Below are 25,247 nucleotides of genomic sequence, written 5' to 3'. Positions count from 1 at the left end.
CGGCCGTACGCCTTACTTGGCCGGCGCCGCCTGGGCCGCCTCGTTGAAGTCTTCGGCGATGCTGATGAACGTGTTCAACAGGATTTGCAGGTTGTCCTTGCCGATCCCGCCTTCCGCGTTCATGTCCATTTGCAGCACGGCCTGGTTCTTGTTGTCCAGGTAGGCGCGGGTCCAGCGGTATTCCTGGTTCCAGCTGTTGATGGTCTTCAGCGACATCGGCTTCTTGGTCTTGTACGTGGCCGTCATGACCAGGTCCAGGCACTTTTCAGTGAAGTCGTTGCACAGGAATTCCAGGCGCAGGTCGCTGGCGCCGGTGGTGCCCGGGTCCAGGATCAGCACGGGGCCTTCGTCGCCATCCTGCTTGTTGGCGGTGATGCCCATGTCGTCCAGCAGGGCGCTGACGGTGTCCAGGCTGAAGTCCTGCATCACGCCGACGGCGGGCGTTGCGCCTTCGGCCGGCTCTTGCTCGCTCATGCCGGGCATGGACTCTTCTTCGTCGTCGCCCATGGAATTCATGCCGGCGGCGCCAAGCAGGCCGCTGAACAATTCGTCGGCGGGAATTTCCTTGCCGTTCAGGTTGCCCATGCCGTCCGCGAACGTGAACTTGCCAACGATGTTGTCGCCGTCGTTCTTGCCCACGTTGAACATTTCAGCCATGCCCGACATCTGGCGCACGGTCTGGTCGGCGTCCTCGGCGGCCTTCTCCGGGGTCAGCCCTTCTTTCTTGACGGCGTATTGCGCGACCAGGTCCTGCACCATCGGCTTGGAAATGATCAGCGTGGCGTCGATGCGCTTGATGGCCTTGGCGGCAATTTCCTGCGGCGTCAGGTTCTTGACGTCCGGCGGGTTGGCCAAGTCCAGCGTGAAGTTCAACTTGCTTTCGCCCTTGCCGGTTTTCCAGCTGATCGGGTCGATGCTGAATGACGGGTTGCCCGCCAGCAGCTTGCCGGCGCTGTCCAGCATCGCCTGGAACTGCTCGTCCTTCAGGCCCTCGTCTTCGGTCTGCGCCATGTATTGACGCAGCAGCTGGTTGTACGTGTCCGACAGTTGCTTGACGGCCTGGCCGTCCAGCTTGGCCAGCTTGATCACGGCCTGGCCATTGCCCAGAGGCACGTCGTTGACGGTGATGTCGCCGGTTTGATAGGCGGCCTGCATGTTGATGGACTTGTCGTCTTCGGACAGCTTCACGCCGTAGCCGAAGTTATCCAGCGACAGCTTGACGTCGTCGCCCTTGCGGGTCACGTCGATGCGCTTGATCTTCAGGTCCGAATCGCCCATCGACACGCCGAACTTGCCCATGCGGCTGTTCACGTCCATCGTCAGGCCGGCGATCGACATGATGACGGGGTCGTTGCTCTTGGAACCATCGATGGCCAGCTTGTCCATCACGCCATGCGCGACGACGCCTTGCAGCGTACGGTCGAAGCTGCCGGTGATGACCATGCCGCTGAAGTCGATCGAATTGCCTTGCAGCGCGGTCGACACGGGCGCGATCTTGGCCGTGGAGGTGGTCGTGCCGCTGTAGCTGATCATCGCGTCGCTTATCAGCGGCGAGATGTCTTTGGTCAGCGCGAACACTTCCTTCAGGTTGTCGGTCTTGGCGACTTCCGCGTGCACGAACGCCAGCTTGGGCGCAATCGCGCCGCGCGACAGCGCGGTCTTGGGGAAGGGGCCGTGTTCGATGACGGCATCGAATTCGATCATGCCGGCGGGCATGGCGTCCGGGCTCTTGTCGTTCTTGACCAGCGACAGGCCATAACGGGCCTGGGTCGAGAACAGGCTGCGGTCGTACTTGAGCTGGTCGATGCGCAGGCCGAACAGCGGCGTCAGCTTGGCCAGCTTTTCGTTGGCTTCGGCCAGATGGCGTTGCGAGCTTTCCTCAATGCGTTTGCCGGTATACCACGTGGCGCCTATCCAGCTTCCCGCTCCCACTATGACCACGCCGAGGGTGATCGCTACGCTCTTTTTCATCGTTGTGCTTTTTTCGTTGATTATCGAGTTATATCCGGCAGACAGGGCATTGCGCCGTCGCGGCTGGTCTCCCAGGCGCGGCTGCCGGCATACACGTATTCATCGGCCTGTAAGGGCCCGCGCCGGAGTATACCGATGCGCTGTGACGCTCGACCGTGCGCCCAGTTACTGAAGATTTCAAAATGAAAGGCCGGCGCAGGGCGCCGGCCGTTTTGTCGACAACTTTGCGACCCGATTTCGTTACAGCGGGTCCAGCGGGTAGATCGGCCGGCGCACGTGCTTGAACTCAAGCTGGCTGTAGTCGGACGTGGTGACGCCCACGCCGGTGCACTCGATGACCTCGGTGGCCATGGCGGAAAAGCCCGCGCGCCAGTGCACCCGGCTTTTCAGCACCACATAGCGCTTTTGCAACGGGTCAACGCCCACGGACAACAGGCAGTTGATGTCGAAGGGTTCCTGGTGGCGCGACACCACCACGATTTCGACCCGGCCGGTGTCGATCACCACCGTCAGCCCGGTGTCGTTGCGCACGCCCCGGTACATCGGGCCCCGGCTCAGGTACACGCCGTCGAACACCAGCTTGACGCGGCCTGTCACCTGCAACGGTTCGCTGGGTTCCTTGATAGCCGGCATGGCCAGCTTGCCGCCCAGCGTCAGGGTGATGGTCTTGCCCACGCCCGCGGCGGCGGCCTGTTCTGCTGCCTGGGGGTCGCAGATGGCGTAGAACACCACGTTGTCCAATTCCTGGCGCAGCACTTCGGCCAGCACGGCCGTGGTGTCCATGGTGCCGCCCGAGCCCGTGTTGTCGTAGTGGTCCAGCAGCACCACGGGGCCTTGCTCGATCTGCTTGGCGCGCGCGATGGTGGGCGCCAGCGGCTCGGGGTGGAACACCCAATCGGCGCGACCTGCCCAGGCGCGTTCCAGCAGCTCGTCGCGGTGCTTCTCGGCCTCTTGCAGGTTGCCGTCCGTACAGACGACGGCGCTCAGGCCCGCTTCGCGGATGTCCGCATGCGGAAACCCCACGAAGACGGACGCCGCCAGCACGCCGCCCGCTTCCAGTTCCTTGCAGCGTTCCTGCAAGGGGCCGTTGGGCGCGGCATGGGTGCCCTGGCACATGATGTGCGGCAGCATGGGCTTGTTGGCCCACGTCATGACGGGTTTGATCTCGCCCTTGAGCGTGCGCGCGATGACGTTGGCGGCGCGCACCCCGGCCGCGCGGATATCCACGTGCGGATACGTGTGAAAGCCGCTGATGACGGTGGCGTTGCGCACGATGTCGTCGTAGATATTAGCGTGCATGTCCAGCGTGACGGCCACCGGCGTGGTCGGGTCGATTTCCCGCAGGCGGCGCAGCAGGTCGCCTTCCGCGTCTTCCACGCCTTCGGCCACCATGGCGCCGTGCAGGTCCAGCAAGATGGCGTCAAAGCCGCCCAGCTTGACCTGGTCCAGCACCAGCTTGCACAGGCGTTCGTGGGTCTCGGCGCTGGTGGGGCCGCTGGGCCAGGACTCGGCCGCTACGGGCACGACCATTTCCGCGCCCTCGCGGCGCGCCACTTCGATATAGCCGCCCAGCCCGCTGTCGGTGTTCTCGTAGGCCTTGATGGCAAGATCGCCGGCCAGGATGTCGGGGCTGCCTCGGAAAAAGCGTTCAAGCGGGGTCGGCACGGGCGAATAGGTATTCGTCTCGTGCTTGATCATTGCCAATAGCCAACGCATGGGAATTCCTGTGGTTGCTGTGGAAAATCAGTTCGTCTGGGGCGGCTGCGGCCACGGGTGTTGCGCGGGACGCATCTGCTCCCACGCGCGCGCCACGCGCAACACGCCCAGGTCGTCAAAGCGCGCGCCGGCGATTTGCAGCCCAATGGGCAGCCCCGCCCGCGTATAGCCGCAATTGACCGAGGCGGCCGGCTGTTCGCTCATGTTGAAGGGCAAGGTGAAGCCGATGTGGTGCATGGTCGTGGCCACTTCATTGGTGGGCGACGGCCACTCGGCGTTGTAGGCCACCACGGGCGCCACGGGCGACAGCACGTAGTCGAATGGCGCGCAGGCGGCCACGGTCTTGGCGCGCACGTTCAGCGTTTCGTAGTAGCTCTTGAAGACGGCTTCGCCGCTTTGGCCGCCGCCGCTTTCCGCCCACGTGCGAATGAACGGCAGGATCTTGGCGCGGCGTGCCTCGGGCAGCGCGGCCAGGTCGATGGCCGAACGCGTGCGCCAGAAACGGTCCACACCATCCAGCATGTCGGGCGTCATCCAGGGCAGCATCGGCGTGACGATGGCGCCGGCGGCTTCGAAGGCTTGCGCGGCCGCCTGCACGGCGTCGCGCACTTCCGGGTCCAGCGGCAGGCCGCAGCCCGCGTCCATCAGCAGGCCGATGCGCAGGCCCTTGACGTCTTGCGCCAGGTTAAGCCAGTCGAAGTCCTGGAAAGGCAAGCTCATGTGGTCGCGCGCGTCGGGCTGCGACAGCACGCCCATCATCAGTGCGGTGTCGGTGATGGTGCGCGTCATGGGGCCGGCGCAGCGGCCCATGAAAGGCGGGTCGATGGGAATGCGGCCCAGGCTGGGCTTCAGCGTGGCGATGCCGCACCAGGCGGCCGGCAGGCGAACTGAACCGCCGATGTCGGTGCCGATATGCAGCGGGCCATAACCCGCCGCCGCCGCCGCGCCCGCGCCGGCGCTGGAACCGCCCGGGTTCTTGCTCAGGTCCCAGGGGTTGCGGGTCAGCTCATGAAAGCTGGACAGCCCCGATGACAGCATGCCGAAGTCCGGCATGGTGGTCTTGCCCAGCAGCACGGCGCCCGCTTCGCGCATGCGGGCGGCGGGCGGCGCGTCGGCGGCGGCCGGGGTCAGGTCGGTGGCGGCGGTGCCCAGCGGCACGGGCGTGCCGCGTGTAGCGATGTTTTCCTTGATGGTGGCGGGCACGCCATCCAGGCTGTAGCCGCCCGCTGATTGCGGCTGGCCCTTCATCCAGCGGGCTTCGGAGGCCCGCGCCATTGCCAGCGCGCCCTCGGGGTCCAACGCGTAGGTGGCCTTCAGGTGCGGTTCCCAGCGCTGGATGTGGTCAAGCACCGAGCGCGTGACCTCAACGGGCGACAAGGTCTTGTCGCGATACGCTTGCAGCAGTTCCTGGGCGGACAATTCGTGCGGTTGTGACATCTGGGTTCCTGTGTTGCAAAGGAAGGCAATTCGGGTATTCAGGGCATCAGCACATCAGCCCATCATGATGCGGCGGCGGCCGCTTGCGCCAAGGTCGTGGCGACGGGCTGGAAGTTGCGGAAGTCCCAGTCGCGCCCGGGCGCCGCGTCGATCAGCGCGCGGGTGTATTCGTGGCGCGGCTCGGTCAGCACGGTTTCGGCCGAGCCGGTCTCAACCACCTTGCCGCGCTGCATGACCATGATGGTGTCGCAAATTTGCGCGGCCACGCGCAAGTCGTGCGTGATGAACAGCACGCCCACGCCGGTGCGCTGGCGCACTTGCTCCAGCAGTTCAAGCACCTGCGCCTGCACCGACACGTCCAGCGCCGATACGGCTTCGTCGGCCACCAGGATCTCCGGGTCCATGACCAGCGCGCGCGCGATGCAGATGCGCTGGCGCTGTCCGCCCGAAAATTGGTGCGGGTAGCGTTGCATGGCGTCGGGGCTCAGGCCCACCACGGTCAGCGTTTCGCCGGCGCGCTTCAGCGCCTGATCGCGCGGCATGCCAAAGTTAAGCAGGCCTTCGATGATGGATTCGCCCACGGTGCGGCGCGGGTTCAGCGACCGGTACGGGTCCTGGAACACGATCTGGATGCGGCGGCGCACGGGGCGCAGCGCCGAGCCGGACAAGGTGCTTAAGTCTTCACCGCCCATCATCATGTGCCCGGCGGTGGGCTCGATCAGGCGCACGATGCAGCGCGCCACCGTGGACTTGCCCGAGCCGGACTCGCCCACGATGCCCAGGATTTCGCCTTTGCGCAGCGTCAGGTTGACGTCGGTAGCGGCCACCACATGTTGCGCGGCGCGCCGCGAGAACATCGAGCTTTTGCCCGCGTAGGTGCGGCCCAGGCCCTTGACGTGCAACACGGGCTGGCCATCCGGCGCGTCGCGGCGGTTGGGCACCAGGCTGGGCACGGACGACACCAGGCGGCGCGTGTACGACTGCTTGGGTTCGGCCAGGATTTCGTTGCGCGTGCCGCTTTCGATCAGGTCGCCCCGGTTCATCACCACGATGCGATCCGAAATCTCGGCCACCACGCCAAAGTCGTGCGTGATGAACAGCACGGCCGTCTTGTGCTTGACCTGCAATTCCTTGATCAGCGCCAGGATCTGCTTTTGCGTGGTGACGTCCAGCGCGGTCGTGGGTTCATCGGCGATCAGCAGCTTGGGTTCAAGGATCAGCGCCATCGCAATCACGATGCGCTGGCGCTGGCCACCCGACAGCTGATGCGGATACGCCTCGAAGATGCGTTCCACATCGGGCAGGTGTACTGACTGGAACATGTCCAGCACCTTGGCGCGGCGGTCGGCGGCGCTCATGCCCTTGCGATGCAGGCGCAGCACTTCGTCAACCTGCTTGCCCACCGTATGCACGGGGTTCAGCGCGGTCATGGGTTCCTGGAACACCATGGCCATGCGGGTCGCGCGCATCTCGCGCAGGCGGCGTTGCGACGCGGTGGCGACGTCTTCGCCTTCCACGCGGATGGAACCGGCGCTGATGGACAGGATGCCTTGCGGCAACAGGCCCATCACGGCCAGCGATGTGACCGATTTGCCCGAGCCGGATTCACCAACCACGCACACGGTTTCGCCGGCATGCACGTCCAGGCTCAGATTGCGCACGACGCGGTTGCCGGCGCCGGCCACTTCCACGGACAGGTTGCGAATGGCCAGGATGGCGGACGAGGTGTCGCCCGCGGGGGGAGTAGGAGAGTAGGTCATCGGCATCAGATCCTGCGCACCATTTTCGGGTCCAGCGCATCGCGCAGGGCGTCACCCAGGATGTTCACGCTAAGCACGGTCAGCGACAGAAGCAGGCCAGGAAAGAGAATCAGGCCTGGCAGCATGCGGAAATACATGCGGCCTTCGGACATGATGTTGCCCCACGACGCGATCTCGGGCGGGATGCCCGCGCCCAGGAAGCTGAGGATGGCCTCGGTCAGCATGGCGGAGGCGAACACGTAGGTGCCTTGCACCGTCAGCGGCGCGATGGTGCTGGGCACCATGTGCCGCCACAGCAGCAGCGGCAAGGGCGTGCCCAACGCCAGCGCGGCTTCCACATAGGGTTCGCCGCGCACCGTCAGGATCTGCCCGCGCACCAGCCGCACCACCCGGGGAATTTCCGGGATGGTGATGGCGACAAGCACGGTCGTGATACTGGCGCCGGTAACCGACACCAGGGCAATTGCCAGCAGGATGCCGGGAATGGCCATGATGGCGTCCATGGTGCGCATGATCAGCCCGTCCAGCGAACGGAACCAACCAGCAATGACGCCGATGACCAGCCCGATGGCCACGCTGACGACGGCGGCGCCCAGGCCCGCGATCAGCGAGATGCGCGCGCCGTAGGCCACGCGCGACCAGACGTCTCGGCCAAAGGCGTCGGTGCCGAACAGGTAGTCGGTAAAGGGCTGCTTCAGGCGCGCGCCCGGGTTGATGAAGGTAGGGTCCACCGTGCCCAGCAGCGGCGCGAACACGGCAATGGCGACGATGGCAACCAGCACCACCAGCGCCAGCATGACCGGCCAGCTTTTCAGGCACTGGCGCACTTGGCGCCAGGCGGTGACTTGAGGGTTGCCGCCTCCGGGGAGGTCGGCGGCCGCCGGCACGGCGGCATCGGTTGGCGTGTGCATGGCTCTTCCCTAGTAGCGGATGCGCGGGTCGAACACCGTGTAGGCGCAATCGACAACCAGATTGATGAACACGTAGACGAACGCGAAGAACAGCGTCAGCCCCTGGATGACGGGGTAGTCGCGCGCCAGCACGGCTTCCACCACCAACCGGCCCAGGCCGGGGATGTTGAACACCGATTCAGTCACGACCACGCCGCTGATCAGCAGCGCGATGCCCAGGCCCACGACGGTGGCGATGGGCACGGCGGCGTTGCGCAGCGCGTGGCCCAGCAGCACACCGGTTTCACCCAGGCCCTTGGAGCGCGCCGTGCGGATGAAGTCTTCGCCCATGACCTCGATGACGCTGGTGCGCGTGATGCGCGCAATCAACGCTACATAGACCGTGGACAAGGCCAGTGACGGCAGGATGAGCCGGTGCAGATAGGGCCAGAAACCCTTGTCCAGCGGCGCATAGCCCTGCACGTTGAACCACCCCAGCTTGATGGCGAACAGCCAGATCAGCAGGTACCCCGTGACGAACACCGGCACTGAAAAGCCCAGCACCGAAAAGCCCATCACGGCCCGATCCAGCAGGCGGCCTTGCCGCCATGCCGCCAGGATGCCCAGCGGAATGGCAACCAGCAGCGTGAACACCAGGGTCAGCACCGCCAGGCTCAAGGACGGTTCCAGGCGTTGCGCGATCAGTTTGGTGACCGGCACGCCGGACATGAGCGAGGTGCCCAGATCGCCTTGCAGGAGCTTGCCGCCCCAGATGAAGAATTGTTTGATGACCGGTTGGTCCAGGCCCATCGTCTGCCGTATCTGGACGATACGTTCAGGCGTGGCGCCGTCGCCCGCCATGATGATGGCCGGGTCGCCCGGGCTGAAACGCAATATCGCGAAGACCACCACCGCGACCATCACCAGAACGGGGATGGTCGCGAGGAGCCGGCGTGAGACAAATGCCAGCATGTATTTCCCCCTGAACTGCTTGCCCCTTTAAGGAGCTTTCTTGACGTTCCAGAACGCAAAGACCGGTGCATGCACCAGGCCCGAGAGCTTGGTCGAATAGACGGTGGGCACGGACATCTGGCCCAGCGGCACGTACAGGCCTTCGTCGATGCCGATGCGCTGCAATTCGTCGGCGATTTTCTTTTGCTCGGCCGGGTCGGAAGTCAGCGCGAATTTGGTGCGCAGTTCTTCCACTTGCGGCATGTCGGGCCAGCCAAACCAGGCGTTGTCGCCGTTGGCGGCGGCGGGCGCGGAACGCACCGGGTCCATCACGTCGGTGGCGTACCAGTTGGTGTTGTGGATGTTCCAGCCGCCTTCAGCCGGTGCGGCCTTGGAGGCGCGGCGCGTGGCCACGCTTTGCCAGTCCATGGCAGCCAGGTTGACGTTGAAGCCGGCCTTGCGCAACGCCTGCGCCATCACCACCGGTTGCGCGGACAGGGTGCCCACGTCGGTGGCGTGCATGACCAGGATGGGCGTGTTGTCGTAGCCCGCTTCCTTCAGCAAGGCCTTGGCCTTTTCGATGTTCGAGGGCACCACGACTTCCTTGCCGATGTCGCTTTCCATCGGCGTGCCGCAGCCCCACAGCGACGCGCACGTCTTCCAGTACTTGGGATTGCCCACCAGCGCCTTCATCACGTCTTCCTGGCCGATGGCGTACATCGCGGCCTGGCGGATTTTCTTGTTGTTGAAGGGCGGGTACTTGAAGTTGAAGCGGTACATCGTGAAGTAGCCGACCGGGCTCAGGGACTCTTCCTTCAAGTCCTTGTTGCCTTCGATCATCGGCAACAGGTCATACGGGAACTGTTCGACGAAGTCGATTTCGCCGCCCAGCAGCGCGTTGGCGGTGGTCAGCGCATCGGGCATGACGTCCCATTCAACCTTGTCCACGTTCACGACCTTGCCGCCGGCCAGGCCGCTGGCCGGTTCCTTGCGCGGCACGTAGTCGGCGTTCTTGGCATACACGGTTTTCACGCCGGGCTTGAATTCGATCACCTTGAACGGACCGGAGCCGGTCATGTCGGTGATGGGCTGGCCGATGGCCTGTTCGGCGATGCGCTTGGGCATCATGAACGGCGCGGTGCCCGTCGGCTTGGACAGCGCGCGCAGCGCCAGGTCCGTGGGCTCTTTCATGACGATGCGGAAATTCTTGTCGTCAATGACTTCGATCTTGTCGGTGAACTTGAGCAGCGTGCGGCCCATGCCGTCGCCGGCGGCCCAGCGCTTGATCGAGGCCACGCAGTCTTCGGACGTGACGGGCTTGCCGTCGTGCCACTTCTGGCCGTCGCGCAAGGTCATCGTGTAGGTCTTGCCGTCCGGCGAGACTTCCCACTTCTCAAGCATTTGCGGCTGGATCTTGTTGTCGGCGTCGGTGGCCAGCAAGGTGTCGTAGATCATGTAGCCGTGCCACGTCGTGATGTACGCGGTGGTGGCGTGCGGGTCGGTCAAGCGCAACGGCGAGTGCATGACGGACTTGATGACGGTTTCGGCGTAAGCGCCGTGAGCCATCATCAACGTTGCACCGGCCAACGCGGCCGCTCGAACAAACTTGAGCATGGAGATTCCCCTTGAAGCGGTGTGAGCGGCACGGTTGGCCGCTACGTCGTTAACGCGCCGCTCGATGGCGGCGTGGGAGGGTCAGGCGGTTGCGGGCCGGCCCGAAAACACCGGTCCGCAAGGCGCCATTCTGATGCCGGGACGCAACCGTGTCCATGGTTGTTTTGCCGCATCCATCAGCATGGAGCCAGGGGCGGCGCACACCAGGATCGTTTGCGCGATGGATGTGAAATCCGCGCGGAAATGCGCGGAACTCTTCACCACCAGAATCGCGGCGCGCGTGGGTTCGACGCCCGCGAACCGGAACATTTCCTGGTCCGCCATCTGCACCTTGTTAGAGGCGACGATGATGCGTACGCCACCAATACGCAGGCAGGCGCTAGGGCCCAGATCCATGTGGAATCCGCGGTAGAAAGCGCCGTGCGTATCGAAGCGTCCATCTGAAGTTTTCTCGACGATGAACTCGGTGTCCAGCGGCTCGTCGTCGGGAATACCCGAGTGTCCACCTAGTGCAATCCGTACCTTGTTTCCGACGCCCGCGCGGTGCGCGGCAAGCGCGGCGGCGGGGTCAACGATCAGGCCGATGGCGGTGTCGCGCGCGTCATGGCGGATCAGCGCGCGCAGCACGCCGGTGGTGTCCGAGCTGCCGCCCGCGCCGGGGTTGTCTTGCGCGTCCGCGATCACGACCGGCTTGTCCGCATCGTGCGCGATTCGCATCGCTTCCTGCACGGCTTCGTCGGGCGTGTAGAGCTTGCCGCCAAAGTCGCGTTCTGCATTGAGCACGGCGCGCGCCATTTCGGCGGCGGCCGCGTCGGCCTCGGCTTGCGTGGTGCCGTAGGCCCATACGGTGGGCGCGCATTCCGGGAAGTCGGCAGCGGGGAATCCGGTGGCGAAAGACAGGCTGGTGGCGCCGCGCGCTTCGATCTCGCCCACCAGCGCATACAGGCTGCGCGACGGCTCGATGTCGGTCGATTGCCAGCACAGCGAAATCAGATAGGGCAAGGCGCGCAACGACGCATAGGGGCGCGGCACGCCGGCCAGCCGCTGGGACAGCAGCGCGGCGGCGCGTTGCCCGGTTTCAGCCATGTCGATGTGGGGATACGTGCGGTAGCAGACCAGCGCGTCGGCATGGCGCACCATGGCGCGCGTGACGTTGGCGTGCAGGTCCAGGCTGGCCACCACGGGTACGTCGGGGCCGACCAGCTCGCGCACGCGCTTGAGCAGTTCGCCTTCGCCATCGTCCAGGTGTTCGGTGACCATGGCGCCATGCAGGTCCAGGTACACGCCATCCAGCGGCAGCGCGTCGGACAGGCCTTGCAAGATCAGTGCGCTGATGCGTTCGAACGCGTCTTTGGTGACCAGGCCGGACGGGCTGGCCGCGGCCCAGGTGGTGGGCACCAGCGTGTGCTGGCTCATGGCTTCGATGAAGCCTGCCACGGGAATGTTGGCGCCTGCCACGGCTTGGAACATTGCGGGGCCGCTGACCAGCTTGGGCCAGCCGCCGCCTTTCTCGGCAAAATCTTCCCACGTCGCGCGCGAAGGCGCGAACGTATTGGTTTCGTGCTGAAAGCCGCCTATACCGATGCGCATCGGGCATCCCCTTGTGTCATGTGATGTTGCTGTGTCGTGGTACTGGCCGGGCGCGGCCGAAGCCGCGCCCTTGCAAAGCCGGGTAATGCGTCCTTCTGGAAAACGGAGGGTTGAAGTCGTGAAGCGGGCGGGTTTATTTCGCCACGGGCATGGTGAATTCGGCGCCCTTGGCGATGCTGTCCGGCCAGCGCTGCATCACGCTCTTGTAGCGCGAGTAGAAGCGGATGCCTTCTTCGCCGTAGGCGTGGTGGTCGCCAAACAGCGAACGCTTCCAGCCGCCGAACGAATGCCACGCCATCGGTACCGGAATCGGCACGTTGATGCCGACCATGCCGACCTTGATCTGGCGTGCGAATGCGCGGGCCACGCCGCCGTCGGACGTGAAGCACGCCACGCCGTTGCCGAACTCGTGCGCGTTGATCAGTTCAACGGCGCTGGCGAAGTCGGGCACGCGCACGATGCACAGCACCGGGCCGAAGATTTCTTCGCGATAGATGTTCATGGCGGGCTTGACGTTGTCGAACAGCGTGCCGCCCAGGAAGTAGCCCTTTTCGTTGCCGGGCACTGTCAGGCCACGGCCGTCCACGACCAGATCGGCGCCGGCCGCGATGCCGTCTTCGATGTAGCCCATGACCTTGTTGCGGTGCTGCGCCGTGACCAGCGGGCCCATTTCGGCGTCGGCGTTCATGCCGTCCTTGACGATCAGCGCCTTGACGCGCGGGGTCAGGCGTTCGACCACCTTGTCAGCCACATCGCCCACCGCCACGGCAACCGAGATTGCCATGCAGCGTTCGCCGGCCGAACCATACGCGGCGCCCATCAGCGCGTCGGTGACCTGGTCCAGGTCGGCGTCGGGCATGACGACCAGATGGTTCTTGGCGCCGCCCAGCGCTTGCACGCGCTTGCCGCGCTTGGTGCCTTCGGCGTAGATGTATTCGGCGATGGGGGTAGAGCCCACGAACGACAGCGCTTCAACGTCCGGGTGATTGATCAGCGCGTCCACGGCCAGCTTGTCGCCGTGCACCACGTTGAACACGCCGGGAGGCAGGCCGGCTTCGGTGAGCAGTTCGGCCAGGCGCAGGGACGCGGACGGGTCACGTTCGGAGGGCTTGAGCACGAAGGTGTTGCCGCAGGCGATGGCCACGGGGAACATCCAGCACGGCACCATCATCGGGAAGTTGAACGGCGTGATGCCGGCCACCACGCCCAGTGCCTGGCGCATGCTCCAGTTGTCGATGCCGCCGCCGATCTGGTCGGAATACTGGCCCTTGAGCAACTGCGGAATGCCGCAGGCGAATTCAACGATTTCGATGCCGCGCATGACTTCGCCCTTGGCATCCGAGAACACCTTGCCGTGTTCGCGGGTGATGAGCTCGGCCAGTTCGTCCTGGTGCTGATCCAGCAGCGCCTTGAAGTTGAACAGGATGCGGGCGCGCTTGAGCGCGGGGGTTTCGGACCAGGCCGGGAACGCGGCCTTGGCGGCCGCGACGGCCAGCGCCACGTCTTCGTTGGACGCCAGCGGAATGGACGAGCAGATTTCGCCGGTGGCGGGGTTGAAACCGTCGGCGTAGCGGCTGCTGCGGCCATCGAAATGCTGGCCGTTGATGAAATGGGGGATCTTCTTCATGGTGCGGGGGCTTCTCTGCGGGATTCTTCAAAACTTCTTGCGGGCGGCACATGGCCGCCCGCAAGAGGTGTCACATCAAGCGCGGCGCGGCCGCGAGGGCTGCGTCGTCATCAGGGTCAGGCGACTTCTTTCAGGATCTTTCCGATCTGGTCGAAGATCTGGCCGATCTGGGCTTCGTCGATGATCAGCGGGGGCGACACGGCGATGATATCGCCGGTATAGCGCACCATCAGTCCACTGTCGAAGCACTTCTGGAAGACTTCGCCGGCGCGTGCGCCGGGAGCGCCCGAGCGTGGCGACAGTTCGATGCCGGCCACCAGGCCCAGGTTGCGCACGTCGATGACGTGCGGCGCGCCCTTCAGGCTGTGCGCGGCTTGCTCGAAGGCGCCCGACAACTTGCGGGCACGGCCGAAGAGATCTTCGCGGCGGTAGATGTCCAGCGTCGCCAAAATGGCGGCGGCGGCCAGCGGGTGGGCCGAATACGTATAGCCGTGGAAGAATTCGATGCCGCCCGCCGGGCCGTTGACGATGGCGTCGTGCACGTCGCGCTTGACCGCGACCGCGCCGGCTGGCACGGCGGCGTTGCTGACGCCCTTGGCCATGGCGATGATGTCGGGCGTGACACCGAAGAACTCGGACGCGGTGGCGGCGCCCAGGCGACCGTAGGCGGTGATGACTTCGTCAAAAATCAGCAGGATGCCGTGCTTGGAAGTAATTTCACGCAGCTTTTCCAGGTAGCCCTTGGGCGGGATCAGCACGCCGGTCGAGCCGGCCATGGGTTCGACGATCACGGCGGCGATGGTGGATGCGTCATGCAGCGCCACGATGCGTTCCAGTTCGTCGGCCAGGTTGGCGCCCCAGGCGGGTTGGCCCTTGGAATAGGCGTTCTGCTCCAGGTTGTGGGTGTGCGGCAGATGGTCCACGGCGGGCAGCAGCGCACCGGAGAAGGTCTTGCGGTTGGTGGAAATACCGCCCACCGAAATGCCGCCGAAGCCCACACCGTGGTAACCACGCTCGCGACCGATCAGGCGGGTGCGCTGGCCTTCGCCGCGCGCGCGGTGGTAAGCCAGCGCGATTTTCAGGGACGTGTCGACCGATTCCGAACCCGAGTTGGTGAAGAAGACGCGGTCCAGGCCCTGCGGCATCAGGCTGGCCACGGCGGTGGCGGCCTCGAACGCCAGCGGGTGGCCCAGTTGGAAGCCCGGGGCGTAGTCCATGACGCCGGCCTGGCGGGAAATGGCCTCGACGATTTCCTGGCGGCCGTGGCCGGCGTTCACGCACCACAGGCCGGCGGTGCCGTCCAGGATCTGGCGGCCATCGGCCGACGTGTAGTACATGCCTTTGGCCGCTGCCAGCATGCGCGGATGAGCCTTGAACTGCTTGTTGGCAGTAAACGGCATCCAGAGATGGGACAGGTCGGGCAAATTGGCGGGGGCGTTCATGGCGGCTCCAGTAGAACGAAACGGCGGCGCCGCAACAGAAGGGAAAGCGCGGCCGCCGGGATTCAATGATTCTGGTCTGTCCCACGAGGAATGAAAATATACGATCTGCGCAAAGCCCGCTAACTGTATAGTCACGAGTGGTTCAACTGTACAGTTATCCCCGTGATCGATTTCCAGCCCAACCGCGCTCGCGGACTGGCGCCCACCCTGGTGGAACAGCTGGTGGCGGCCATCCTGCGCGCCATCGAGGAACAAACCCTGCGTCCGGGTATGTCCCTACCGTCGGTGCGCGAGTTCGCGCGCCAGTACGGCGTCAGCACCTTCACCGTTGCCAGCGCTTATAGCCGGCTGGTGTCGCTGGGCTGGCTGGCGGCGCGGCCGGGCGCGGGCTACCGGGTGGCCTCGCCGGATGCGCCTGCGCGCCGGGGCGAGCCTCTGTCCTGGGAGCCCCCGCGCCTGAATGCAGGTTGGTTGCTGTCGGACATCTTTGCCGACCACTCCATCCCCATCAAGTCCGGCTGCGGCTGGCTGCCCGGCGAATGGCTGAACGAAGAAGGCCTGCACGTTGCGCTGCGCCACATGGGGCGCGTGCCGGCGATGCGCATCGCCAATTACGGGCACCCGTACGGCTACGCGCCGCTGCGCGAAACCATCGCGGCCAGCCTCAGCGCGCAAGGCATGGAGGTCGAGGCCTCGCAGGTGCTGCTGACGCAGGGCGTCACGCACGGGCTGGACATGGTGATCCGCACCTTGCTGCGGCCGGGCGACACGGTGGTCGTCGAGCAGCCGGCCTACGCCAACCTGTTGCAGCTGCTGCGCCTGGCGGGCCTGCGCGTGGTGTCGGTGCCGCGCACGGTTGATGGCCTGGATTGCGAGGCGCTGGAAGCGGTGGCGGCGCAGCACCGGCCGCGCGCGCTGTTCATCAACACCGTATTGCAGAACCCGTCGGGCGCCAGCATCGGCATGGCCAACGCCTTTCGCATCTTGCAGGCGGCCGAGCGCCATGGGCTATGGGTGATCGAAGACGATATCTCGCGCGAACTGGCGCCCGGCGTGACGCCCATGCTGGCCGCGCTGGACGGCGGGCAGCGCGTGGTCTACCTGGGTGGCTATTCCAAAGTCATCAGCCCGTCGGTTCGGGTGGGCTACGTGGTGGCGCACCGCGATCTGGTGCGTGACATTGCGCGCACCAAGATGGCGGTGGGGCTGACCTCGCCCGAGATCATGGAGCGCATCGTGCACCAGGTGATCCGCGAAGGCCGCTACCGCGCACACATCGCCCGTACTCGCGAACGGCTGGCCCAGGCGCACGTCGTGGTGGCCGAGCAGATGCGCCAACACGGTTTTGAAATCCATGGGCGGCCCCAGGGCGGGCTGTTCCTTTGGGCCAAGGTGGCGGGCGCCTGGCGCGAACGCGGCGCCAACGGCCTGGCCGAACTGGCACTGAAAGACGGCATCTGGCTGGCGCCGGGGTCTTACTTCGAGGTGGACGAAGCCGACACGCCCTGGGTGCGCTTTAACGTGGCGTATTCGGAAGCACCGGCGTTGTGGCGCTTCATCAGAAACGCGGGCGCGGCGTGAAGGGGGGCGGGAATAGGCCCTATCGCAAGGCCTGACGCTGATACGTCACGAAGTCGTAGTCGTAGCCGTTTTCAGCGGGCTGCGGTTCGCGCGCCGTTTCCTTCCACTGGAACGAGGGCAGCAACGGAAAGAACGCGTCGCCGTCTACGTCGGCGTGCACTTCCGTGGCCAGCACGCGTTGCGCCAGCGGCAGCGCCTGGGCGTAGATCTGTGCGCCGCCGATCACGAACGCTTCGTCTACCTCGCCGCAGGCGTCGATAGCGGCTTGCAGGCTGGGTACGACCGTGGCGCCGGTTGCGGTGAAATCAGGGTTGCGGCTGATGACGATGTTGCTGCGGCCGGGCAGCGGGCGGCCCAGCGAATCCCAGGTCTTGCGGCCCATGATGATGGGATGGCCCAGCGTGCTGCGCTTGAAATGCGCCAGGTCCCCCGGCAGCTTCCAGGGCAGCGTGTTGTCGCGGCCGATGACGCGGTTGGTGGAGTAGGCGACGATCAGGGTAAGGCTGGCGGGCATTCGGGCTGGCTACGGTGGAGGCGCGGCCGGAAGTCGGCCCGCGGAACGGCGTAAGCGTAGCAAATTCGGGCGCTGGTCTGAAGAAGGGCGCTTGGGGCAGCGCCGCTTTTTGCGGTTCAGCCCTTTTGCGGTTCAGCCCTTTTGCGGTTCAGGCTTTTTTCCGTTCGACCCGCGCCGTTCAGATCTTGCCGTTCAGCCTTGTTGCCGTTCGGCCCTTGGCGCTTCGCCTGGTTGCCGTTCAGGTCGCCGCGTGTTCCAGGAATTCGGTGGCGGGCATCGGCCGGCCCAACAGGAAGCCTTGCAGCGAATCGCAACCCAGGCCCGTCAGGAATTTCTGCTGCGCGGCGGTCTCCACGCCCTCGGCCACGATGCGCAGGTTCAACTGCTGGGCCAACGCGACAATCGCCGACACGATGGCCGCGTCTTCGTTGTCGTTTTCCAGCTGGTTGACGAAGCCGCGGTCGATCTTCAATTCCGTGGCCGGCAGGCGCTTCAGGTACAGCAGGCTGGAATAGCCGGTGCCGAAGTCGTCGATAGAAATGGTGACGCCCAGGCCCGACAGGCGCTTGAGCACGGTCAGGCTGGCCTCGGCGTCGCGCATGGCGGTCGATTCCGTCACTTCCAGCGTCAGGCAGGCGGGCGGCACGTCGTGCCGGGCAAGCGCGGAACGCACCGTTTCGACCAGGCTGGCGTGGGCGAACTGCAAGGCGGAAATATTGACCGCGATGGTCCAGTGTCCCTGGCCGGCGTTGATCCATTCGCGCATTTGGCGGCAGGCTTCGTTGATGACCCATTCGCCGATCGACAGGATCAGCCCGGTCTTTTCCGCCGTGGGAATGAACTGGTCAGGGCCGACCAGCCCGCGCGTGGGGTGGTTCCAGCGCAGCAACGCCTCGGCGCCCATGATGGGGCCGGCCGGTGCTTCGTACTTGGGCTGGTAGTGCAGCACGAACTGGTCGCGCTCCTGGGCCAGCCGCAGGTCGTGCAGCAGCTCGATCTGTTCATGCGCGTCCGCGTTCATGGACGGCTCGAAGAAGCTGTAGCCGGTGCCGCCCAGGCGTTTGGCGTGGTACATCGCGGCGTCGGCGTTGGTCAGCAGGGCGTGCGTGTCTTCGCCATCGTTCGGGTAGACGGCGATGCCCACGCTGGAAGTCACCAGCACTTCGTGGCCATAGACCATGACCGGGCGCGCGATGGCTTCGATCAGGCGGTCGGCCACGTTGGCGGCGTCGGTGGGCTCGATGACTTCGCTGAGCACGATGAATTCGTCGCCGCCCAGGCGTGCCACGGTGTCCTGGGTGCGCAGGGCCTGGCGTATGCGCTGGGCCAGATCGATCAGCAAGGCGTCGCCGGTGTGATGCCCATAGGCGTCATTGACGGCCTTGAACCCGTCCAGGTCAAAGAACAGCACCGCGAAATAGCCCTTGCGGCGGCTGGCGCTTTCAATGGCCTGCTCCATGCGGTCTTCAAGCAGGATGCGGTTGGGCAGCTTGGTCAGGGTGTCGTGCAAGGCCAATTGCACAAGTTCCTCGTTGGCTTCGGCCAGCGACGAGGCCAGCGCGGACGTGCGGGCTTCAAGCCGGTTGTCCAGCACGGCCACCACCAGCGCAATCGCCAGCACGCTGAGCGTGACGGCGGTGACGGCGATGGCCAGCCAGCCCGCCGAGATGCCGCCGTCGGCCGCCATGCAGATGCTGCCCGCCGGAAAGCCGGCGGCTTCCATGCCCGAATAGTGCATGCCGACGATGGCGATGCCCATGACGCCCGAGGCCAGCGGGCGCGAAAACGCCACGCGCGGGCCGTCATGGCGCAGGCGATAGGTGATCCACAGGGCGGCGCCCGAGGCGGCCACCGCGATCACGATGGACAGCACGAACCATTTCGCGTCGTAGACGATGCCGGGCGCCATGCGCATGGCGGCCATGCCCAGATAGTGCATCGCGGCAATGCCGGCGCCCATCAGCAGCGCCCCGATAAGCAGGCGGCGCCACGGCAATTCGTCTTTGCAGACGATCCACAGGGCGAACGCCGAACAGCCGACGGCGATGGCCAGGGACAGCACCGTCAATGACAAGTCATAACCCATCGGGATGGGCAGGTTGAAGGCCAGCATGCCCACGAAGTGCATCGACCAGATGCCCACCCCCATCGCGAACGCCCCGCCCGCCAGCCAGTAGCGCGCCGCCGGCAACCCGTGCGAAGCCCGCACACGGTTGGCCATGCCCAGCGCCGTGTATGACGCCAGGATGGCGACCCCTAGAGATACGAGGACGAGCGAAGGGTTATAAGTTCCAACGAGCATTTGTGCGGTCCTGTCCTAAGCGCTTACTGCCGTCGCGCCGGCCTCAAATCAAATCAATTGGTAGTCAACAGTTGCAATTCCGTCGTAAGACGATTGCTGCTGTCGACGCTGGCGATTTTCGTACTCTCTTGTCGGGAAGGGGGAAGGGGCAAGCAATGCCTGCGGTCGGCGCTGCCGGGCGCGTCGCGGGATCGGCGACAGGCGGCGGGCTCGGCGCGGCATGGGCCGGTCGAACTCCTGGATGCGCGCGTAGTGCCGGACGCGCGTCCGAGGCTAAGGGATGGGTTATACCGAAATCGCGCTTCCAGAAGCTCACCAATCTTCACTTATGGCCGCTGATCGCGGGCGCCGAGGCCGACGAAGGGGCGGCCCCGGGTGCGTTCCTACACGGCCATGGGCGCGGTCAGGGGAGCGTGATGCGTGTAGCCGGACAATGAAAAGTCGCCGGGCTCGACCTTTTCCAGCCACTCGGGTTCGTAGCGGCCGGTGACGGCAAAGTCGGGAATGCGGTCCGACAACACCAGCTGGGGCGATTCAAAAGGTTCGCGCGTGAGCTGCTCGCGCAGCATCGGCAGGTGGTTCTCGTAGATGTGGGCGTCGCCAATGAAATACGTGAACCAGCGCGGCTTGTAACCCGTCAGACGACCCACCAGGTGCAGCAGCGCCGCGCCTTCGGTCAGGTTGAACGGCGTGCCCAGGCCCACGTCATTGGACCGAATGTACAGGCACAGCGAGATCTCGCGGGTGGTGGCGTTGGGCAGGAATTGGTAGAGCAGATGGCAGGGCGGCAGCGCCATTTCTTCGATCTGCGCCCAGTTCCAGCCGTGGAACAGGATGCGGCGGTCGCCCGGGCGTTCGTGGATGGTGTCCAGGCACTGGCGCAGCTGGTCGACTGCTTTATATAGCAGCACCTTGTCCACGCCGCCTTCCTGCAGGTCGGCCACCTTGGTGTAGCCGCGGGACAGCGCGTCTTCAAGCTGGCCATTGTTGCCGGCATCCAGCAGCTTGTAGGCGGGCCACTGGCGCCATTGCACGCCATAGACCGGGCCCAGGTCGTCCGGGCCTTCGCGGTACGGGTTGGCCAGCCATTGGCTGTTTTCGTTGGCGTTCTGGTCCCAGACCTTGCAGCCAAGCTCGCGGAATTCGGCCGCGCTGCGCGAGGCGCGCAAAAAGCCGACCATTTCGCCGATGGCGGACTTGAAGGCCAGTTTCTTGGTGGTGACGGCGGGAAAGCCCTGTTGCAGGTCAAAGCGCAGGGAGGCGCCCGGCATGCTGATCGTGCGGATACCCGTTCGGTTCTCCTGCCACGAGCCGGTGTCCAGGATGGATTGAACGAGGTCTAGATATTGTTTCATGGCGGTTCTCAGGCGGCGGCCGGCGCTTCCTGGGTGTCGACGATGTCGACCGAGAAGGTCAGCGCCGCGGTCTTTTCAAGCATGGCCGAAGCCGAGCAGTATTTTTCGTGCGACAACTGCACGGCGCGCTCCACGGCGGCCTGCGGCAGGTTGCGGCCCGTGACGGTGAAGGCGAAATGGATGCGGGTAAAGACCTTCGGGTCGGACTCGGCGCGTTCGGCCTGAAGCTTGACGCTGCATCCGGTGACGGCGTGGCGGCCGCGCTTCAGGATCAGCACCACGTCGTACGCCGTGCAGCCGCCGGTGCCAGCCAGCAGCATTTCCATCGGGCGCGGCGCCAGGTTGTGTCCGCCGCCGTCCACGGCGCCGTCCATTACGGCCACGTGGCCGCTGCCGGTGCTGGCGGTAAAGAGCATGCCGTTGGGGCCGCCCCAGTCAATCGTGCATTCCATTTTGAGTGTCCTTCCGCATTGAGCGCAGTCAATGGTCGATGATACCTGTTGCGTACAATTCCAGGCATGAGAGCCCCGCCCCGCATCAGGGGTGTGTGGCGCTAGTTTGCACAGGAGCCGCCCATGTCCACTGCTTTGTCTCAATCCGGACCCGTTTCCATTCGCCGCCGCATCGGCCCGCTGGATGCCTTGCTGGCCGAGGCCGACCGCGCATTGCGCGTGCTGTCCAACAGCGCCACGGCAGGCCGGCCATATCCGGCCACGACGCCCGACGCGCCGGGCGCGCTGTCCGAGCAGGACAAGCGCCACGCCGCCGGCCTGATGCGCGTGAACCACGTGGGCGAAATCTGCGCCCAGGCGCTGTACCGCGGCCAGGCCTCGGTCTGCCGCGAACCCGGCCCCCGCGCGCTGCTGCTCAATGCCGCCGCCGAGGAAGTCGACCATCTGGTCTGGTGCAACGAACGGCTGACCGAGCTGAACAGCCGGCCCAGCCTGCTGAACCCGGTCTGGTATGCCGGTTCTTTTGCATTGGGCGTGTTGGCCAGCTACGCAGGCGTGCCACGCAATCTAGGCTTTATGGCCGAGACCGAAAAACAGGTCGAGGCCCATCTGGACGAACATTTACGCACCTTGCCGGTGCAAGACGAACGCTCGCGCGAGGTCGTCCGAAAGATGAAAGACGACGAGGCCGAGCACCGCGCCAGCGCCGAGCGGGCAGGGGGCGTACCGCTGCCGGGGCCTGTAAAGACGGCCATGCGGGCGATGTCCAAGGTGATGACGACCACGGCGTACTGGATCTGAATGCCGGCCCGAATCGATCTTTAAGGGTCTTTAAGGAAATGTTGCACTGCGCCAATTTGGCCGCATCGTGGTGCGCGGTGCACTGAATTGGTGCGGTTTGCGGGGTGGGATTACCCGGAACCGCCAAGGGTAAATCCGCAAGGGGTTTACCCGTTCGGCAAAAACCCTTTTTTGGACCAAGTCGTTGCCAGCTATGGCTCTCCAGCCGGCGGTCGCGAAATTTGCGGCGAAAATGCAACGTCGGATTTGACCTTTTAAAGAGATCAAAAAAATTCTTGCATCGCACAAAAAACCTCGGTACTATTCATTCATCGGATGTTGAAACGCAGTCGGCGCGGTGCAAAACCCCGACAGCGCAGCGAGCAGAAAGCCAGCTCCCAACATGCCACGGTTGTCTCCTCCACCCTCCTCCTTTGGTGGATTTAGCCCGAGATCTCACGATCTCGGGCTTTTTTTTGCCTGGAAATAATCCGTCCCTATTTATTGGCATTTGCGACCCGGCCCGCGCGGCAAGCCCGGCCATCCTCCCTATGGACGCGTCCGTGTTTTCCCTTGGATATTTCGTATGCGCCAAGGCGGAAAGCTCTACAATCGCCAGCATGAAATCCGTACTTCTGCGCGCACGAACGGCCCCGGCAGGGGCGTTACGTTTCGTGCCCGTGAATTGCACTTCCTTATCCCTCACATATATGGGCGTTACACCTGCCTCCCATAATGGCGGGCCTGTCTCGATAGACCAACCAAAGGTGATCCAGTGACCTGGCTGTATATCTGCGTGGTCGCGTTCATGGTGGGGGGACTCATCGTGTGGTCGGAGCGCTGGCATGGCCGCTTCACCGGCGACAGCGACCTCAATAAACCACAAGCGAACCATTCCCGCGCCACGCCCCGCGTTGGCGGCCTGGCCGTTCTGGCCGGCACGCTGCTGGGCCTGCTGGTGCTTGGCCCGGCCAACATGACCCTGACGTGGCTGTGGCCCGCCTTGTTCGTTGCCGCGCTGCCCGTGTTCGTCGCGGGCCTGCTGGAAGACATCACGAAAGACATCGGCGCCAGCAAGCGTTTGCTGGCGGCTTTCCTGTCGGCGGCGATTGCCTGGTGGCTGCTGGGCGGCGTCAGCCGTGTCGGCATGGCGCCTGTGGACTACGTGCTGTCGTACTGGCCCGTATCGCTGTTGTTCACCATGTTTGCCGTGGGCGGCTGTACCCATGCGCTGAACATCGTTGACGGCATGAACGGCCTGGCCGGCATGGTCGCCACGCTGATGGCGGTGTCGATCAGCCTGGTGGCCCTGCAAGTGGGCGACGTGCCCATCTTCATGATCGCCGCCGCATTGGCATCCGCCACGCTGGGTTTCCTGGTCTGGAATTTTCCGTTCGGCCGCGTCTTCCTGGGCGACGGCGGGGCGTACTTCCTGGGCTTTATGCTGGCTGAGCTGGCCGTGTTGCTGGTGGTGCGCAATCCGTCGGTGTCGCCGTTCTACGCGCTTGCCGTGTTGTTCTACCCCGTCTTCGAAACCGGTTTTTCGATCTGGCGTCGCCGCTTCAAGCGCGGCGTGCCGGTCGACCAGCCGGATGCGCTGCACTTGCACCAACTGGTGTTCCGCCGCCTGGTCCGCGTGACCTTCAGCCGTGGTCGCCGCCATGCCGTGCCGGCGCTGTGCAACGCGATGGCGTCGCCCTACATGTGGGTGCTGGCGCTGATCGGCCTGGTGCCGGCCACCATCTGGTGGGACAACGCGTGGGCGCTGGGCGCCAGCCTGCTGGTGTTTGCCAGCGTCTATGTCTGGCTGTATGCGCGCCTGGTGTCGTGGCGCCGCCCCGGCTGGCTGCTGCTGCCGTCCGTTTTGAAGACCTCGGATTAAGAGTTGAGCGCCCCGGCGATCACCGCCGGGGGCTCGTTAGTCATCGATCACCCGACCATATTTAAGATGCCGTAAACGTTCTACGGTGAAGGGAGAGTTATGTTGCAAATTCAGGATGTGAAACTTGCCGTCGTGGGCCTGGGCTATGTTGGCCTGCCCCTGGCGGTGGAGTTCGGCAAGAAGCGCTCGGTCATCGGGTTCGATATCAACACCCGCCGTATCGACGCTTTGAAGGCCGGCCACGACCACACGTTGGAAGTCAGCGACGAAGAGTTGGCCGAAGCCGCTCAGCTGACCTACACCGCCGACCGCGCCGAACTGGGCAAGGCGAACGTGTTCATCGTGACGGTGCCCACGCCCATCGACGAATACAAGCAGCCCGACCTGACCCCGCTGGTCAAGGCCAGCGAAACGATTGGCGCCGTGCTCAAGCGCGGCGACATCGTCATCTACGAATCCACCGTGTACCCCGGCGCCACCGAAGAAGACTGCGTGCCCGTGCTGGAACGCGTGTCGGGCCTGAAGTTCAACGTGGACTTCTACGCCGGCTACAGCCCCGAACGCATCAACCCGGGCGACAAGGATCACCGCGTCAGCACCATCAAGAAAGTCACGTCCGGCTCGACGCCCGAAGTCGCCGAACTGGTCGACCAGCTGTACAAGCAGATCATCACCGCCGGCACGCACAAGGCGTCCAGCATCCGCGTGGCCGAAGCCGCCAAGGTGATCGAGAACACGCAGCGCGACGTCAATATCGCGCTGATCAACGAACTGGCCCTGATCTTCAACAAGATGGGCATTGACACCGAAGCCGTGCTGCAAGCGGCCGGCACCAAGTGGAACTTCCTGCCGTTCCGTCCGGGCCTGGTCGGTGGCCACTGCATCGGCGTGGACCCGTACTACCTGACCCACAAGGCGCAGTCCATCGGCTACCACCCCGAAATCATCCTGGCCGGTCGTCGCCTGAACGATTCGATGGGCGGCTATGTGGTGTCGCAGCTGGTCAAGTGCATGACCAAGCAGCGCATCCATGTGCAAGGCGCGCGTGTGCTGGTCATGGGCCTGGCCTTCAAGGAAAACTGCCCCGACCTGCGCAACACCCGCATCGTGGACATCGTTGGCGAACTGCGCGATTACAACGTTGAAGTGGACGTCTACGACCCGTGGGTCGACCCGGAAGAAGCCGTGCACGAATACGGCCTGACCCCGGTGGCCAAGCTTGAAGAAGGCAAGTACGACGCCGTGATCCTGGCGGTGGCGCACAACCAGTTCAAAGCCATGGGCGCCGAAGGCATCCGCAAGCTGGGCAAGCCGCAACACGTGCTGTACGACCTGAAGTACGTGCTGTCGCCCGCCGAATCCGACCTGCGTCTGTAAGGATTC

The 25,247-nt window shown here is 64.8% G+C and carries 18 protein-coding genes; 4 read left to right on the top strand and 14 right to left on the bottom strand.

Annotated features, from left to right (window positions below; translation table 11 throughout):
- Positions 1–12: 12 nt before the first annotated feature.
- From DVB37_RS24205 to DVB37_RS24160, 10 genes are all read right to left on the bottom strand, one after another.
- Positions 13–1,971, bottom strand: coding sequence for a DUF945 family protein (locus DVB37_RS24205; protein WP_120156995.1), 1,959 nt, complete (start codon positions 1,969–1,971; stop codon positions 13–15).
- Positions 1,972–2,211: 240 nt separating this feature from the next.
- Positions 2,212–3,687, bottom strand: coding sequence for a M81 family metallopeptidase (locus tag DVB37_RS24200; RefSeq protein WP_104141924.1), 1,476 nt, complete (start codon positions 3,685–3,687; stop codon positions 2,212–2,214).
- Between the two features lie 27 nt (positions 3,688–3,714).
- Positions 3,715–5,124: an amidase gene (locus DVB37_RS24195; protein WP_046805098.1), complete on the bottom strand. Its 1,410-nt coding sequence runs from the start codon at positions 5,122–5,124 to the stop codon at positions 3,715–3,717.
- A gap of 62 nt (positions 5,125–5,186) precedes the next feature.
- A complete protein-coding gene (locus DVB37_RS24190; RefSeq protein ID WP_046805097.1) occupies positions 5,187–6,884 on the bottom strand; it encodes an ABC transporter ATP-binding protein in 1,698 nt (565 codons plus the stop codon).
- 5 nt (positions 6,885–6,889) lie between these two features.
- On the bottom strand, positions 6,890–7,795 hold the full coding sequence (locus DVB37_RS24185) for an ABC transporter permease (RefSeq protein WP_120156994.1): 906 nt from the start codon (positions 7,793–7,795) through the stop codon (positions 6,890–6,892).
- Between the two features lie 9 nt (positions 7,796–7,804).
- Positions 7,805–8,746 carry an ABC transporter permease gene (locus tag DVB37_RS24180; protein WP_120156993.1) on the bottom strand — a complete coding sequence of 314 codons (942 nt, stop codon included), beginning with the start codon at positions 8,744–8,746 and terminating at the stop codon, positions 7,805–7,807.
- A gap of 27 nt (positions 8,747–8,773) precedes the next feature.
- On the bottom strand, positions 8,774–10,339 hold the full coding sequence (locus DVB37_RS24175) for an ABC transporter substrate-binding protein (protein ID WP_120156992.1): 1,566 nt from the start codon (positions 10,337–10,339) through the stop codon (positions 8,774–8,776).
- Between the two features lie 81 nt (positions 10,340–10,420).
- Positions 10,421–11,929 carry a M81 family metallopeptidase gene (locus DVB37_RS24170; protein WP_046805093.1) on the bottom strand — a complete coding sequence of 503 codons (1,509 nt, stop codon included), beginning with the start codon at positions 11,927–11,929 and terminating at the stop codon, positions 10,421–10,423.
- 133 nt (positions 11,930–12,062) lie between these two features.
- Positions 12,063–13,556 (bottom strand): CoA-acylating methylmalonate-semialdehyde dehydrogenase, encoded by a 1,494-nt coding sequence (locus DVB37_RS24165; protein WP_046805092.1) that lies wholly within the window; start codon positions 13,554–13,556, stop codon positions 12,063–12,065.
- Between the two features lie 116 nt (positions 13,557–13,672).
- On the bottom strand, positions 13,673–14,998 hold the full coding sequence (locus tag DVB37_RS24160; RefSeq protein ID WP_046805091.1) for an aspartate aminotransferase family protein: 1,326 nt from the start codon (positions 14,996–14,998) through the stop codon (positions 13,673–13,675).
- 162 nt (positions 14,999–15,160) lie between these two features.
- Between DVB37_RS24160 and DVB37_RS24155 the strand changes: the two genes are divergently transcribed.
- Positions 15,161–16,579, top strand: a complete 1,419-nt coding sequence (locus tag DVB37_RS24155; protein ID WP_046805090.1) for a PLP-dependent aminotransferase family protein — start codon at positions 15,161–15,163, stop codon at positions 16,577–16,579.
- 19 nt (positions 16,580–16,598) lie between these two features.
- Here the strand turns inward: DVB37_RS24155 and DVB37_RS24150 are convergent, their stop codons facing one another.
- From DVB37_RS24150 to DVB37_RS24135, 4 genes are all read right to left on the bottom strand, one after another.
- A complete protein-coding gene (locus DVB37_RS24150) occupies positions 16,599–17,093 on the bottom strand; it encodes a dihydrofolate reductase (RefSeq protein WP_104141932.1) in 495 nt (164 codons plus the stop codon).
- Positions 17,094–17,331: 238 nt separating this feature from the next.
- Positions 17,332–19,395: a bifunctional diguanylate cyclase/phosphodiesterase gene (locus DVB37_RS24145; protein WP_120156991.1), complete on the bottom strand. Its 2,064-nt coding sequence runs from the start codon at positions 19,393–19,395 to the stop codon at positions 17,332–17,334.
- Between the two features lie 383 nt (positions 19,396–19,778).
- Positions 19,779–20,750: a thymidylate synthase gene (locus tag DVB37_RS24140; RefSeq protein WP_046805087.1), complete on the bottom strand. Its 972-nt coding sequence runs from the start codon at positions 20,748–20,750 to the stop codon at positions 19,779–19,781.
- 8 nt (positions 20,751–20,758) lie between these two features.
- A complete protein-coding gene (locus DVB37_RS24135; RefSeq protein WP_046805086.1) occupies positions 20,759–21,202 on the bottom strand; it encodes an OsmC family protein in 444 nt (147 codons plus the stop codon).
- A 123-nt stretch (positions 21,203–21,325) separates the two neighbouring features.
- Here DVB37_RS24135 and coq7 point away from each other — a divergent pair, with 123 nt between their 5' ends.
- The 3 genes from coq7 (at position 21,326) to tviB (ending at position 25,241) form a co-directional block, all read left to right on the top strand.
- The gene (coq7, locus tag DVB37_RS24130; protein ID WP_046805085.1) at positions 21,326–22,003 is read left to right on the top strand and encodes a 2-polyprenyl-3-methyl-6-methoxy-1,4-benzoquinone monooxygenase; all 678 of its coding nucleotides are present in this window, start codon (positions 21,326–21,328) and stop codon (positions 22,001–22,003) included.
- 754 nt (positions 22,004–22,757) lie between these two features.
- Entirely contained in the window at positions 22,758–23,864 is a 1,107-nt protein-coding gene (locus DVB37_RS24125) for a glycosyltransferase (RefSeq protein ID WP_046805084.1), read from the top strand.
- Between the two features lie 99 nt (positions 23,865–23,963).
- Complete coding sequence (gene tviB / locus DVB37_RS24120) at positions 23,964–25,241, top strand: Vi polysaccharide biosynthesis UDP-N-acetylglucosamine C-6 dehydrogenase TviB (protein WP_120156990.1); 1,278 nt, start codon at positions 23,964–23,966, stop codon at positions 25,239–25,241.
- Positions 25,242–25,247 lie beyond the last annotated feature (6 nt).

Source organism: Achromobacter sp. B7, from assembly GCF_003600685.1.
Taxonomy (GTDB): domain Bacteria; phylum Pseudomonadota; class Gammaproteobacteria; order Burkholderiales; family Burkholderiaceae_B; genus Achromobacter; species Achromobacter spanius_B.
This window is presented reverse-complemented; position numbering and strand designations above follow the sequence as displayed.

Excerpts from the sequence above, each read along its gene's own strand:
- DVB37_RS24185 (WP_120156994.1), bottom strand. The coding sequence starts at position 7,795 with ATGCACACGCCAACCGATGCCGCCGTGCCGGCGGCCGCCGACCTCCCC.
- DVB37_RS24195 (WP_046805098.1), bottom strand. The coding sequence starts at position 5,124 with ATGTCACAACCGCACGAATTGTCCGCCCAGGAACTGCTGCAAGCGTAT.
- DVB37_RS24175 (WP_120156992.1), bottom strand. The coding sequence starts at position 10,339 with ATGCTCAAGTTTGTTCGAGCGGCCGCGTTGGCCGGTGCAACGTTGATG.
- DVB37_RS24200 (WP_104141924.1), bottom strand. The coding sequence starts at position 3,687 with ATGCGTTGGCTATTGGCAATGATCAAGCACGAGACGAATACCTATTCG.
- DVB37_RS24150 (WP_104141932.1), bottom strand. The coding sequence starts at position 17,093 with ATGCCCGCCAGCCTTACCCTGATCGTCGCCTACTCCACCAACCGCGTC.
- DVB37_RS24145 (WP_120156991.1), bottom strand. The coding sequence starts at position 19,395 with ATGCTCGTTGGAACTTATAACCCTTCGCTCGTCCTCGTATCTCTAGGG.
- DVB37_RS24180 (WP_120156993.1), bottom strand. The coding sequence starts at position 8,746 with ATGCTGGCATTTGTCTCACGCCGGCTCCTCGCGACCATCCCCGTTCTG.
- DVB37_RS24190 (WP_046805097.1), bottom strand. The coding sequence starts at position 6,884 with ATGACCTACTCTCCTACTCCCCCCGCGGGCGACACCTCGTCCGCCATC.
- tviB (WP_120156990.1), top strand. The coding sequence starts at position 23,964 with ATGTTGCAAATTCAGGATGTGAAACTTGCCGTCGTGGGCCTGGGCTAT.
- DVB37_RS24140 (WP_046805087.1), bottom strand. The coding sequence starts at position 20,750 with ATGAAACAATATCTAGACCTCGTTCAATCCATCCTGGACACCGGCTCG.
- DVB37_RS24170 (WP_046805093.1), bottom strand. The coding sequence starts at position 11,929 with ATGCGCATCGGTATAGGCGGCTTTCAGCACGAAACCAATACGTTCGCG.
- coq7 (WP_046805085.1), top strand. The coding sequence starts at position 21,326 with ATGTCCACTGCTTTGTCTCAATCCGGACCCGTTTCCATTCGCCGCCGC.
- DVB37_RS24165 (WP_046805092.1), bottom strand. The coding sequence starts at position 13,556 with ATGAAGAAGATCCCCCATTTCATCAACGGCCAGCATTTCGATGGCCGC.
- DVB37_RS24160 (WP_046805091.1), bottom strand. The coding sequence starts at position 14,998 with ATGAACGCCCCCGCCAATTTGCCCGACCTGTCCCATCTCTGGATGCCG.
- DVB37_RS24205 (WP_120156995.1), bottom strand. The coding sequence starts at position 1,971 with ATGAAAAAGAGCGTAGCGATCACCCTCGGCGTGGTCATAGTGGGAGCG.
- DVB37_RS24135 (WP_046805086.1), bottom strand. The coding sequence starts at position 21,202 with ATGGAATGCACGATTGACTGGGGCGGCCCCAACGGCATGCTCTTTACC.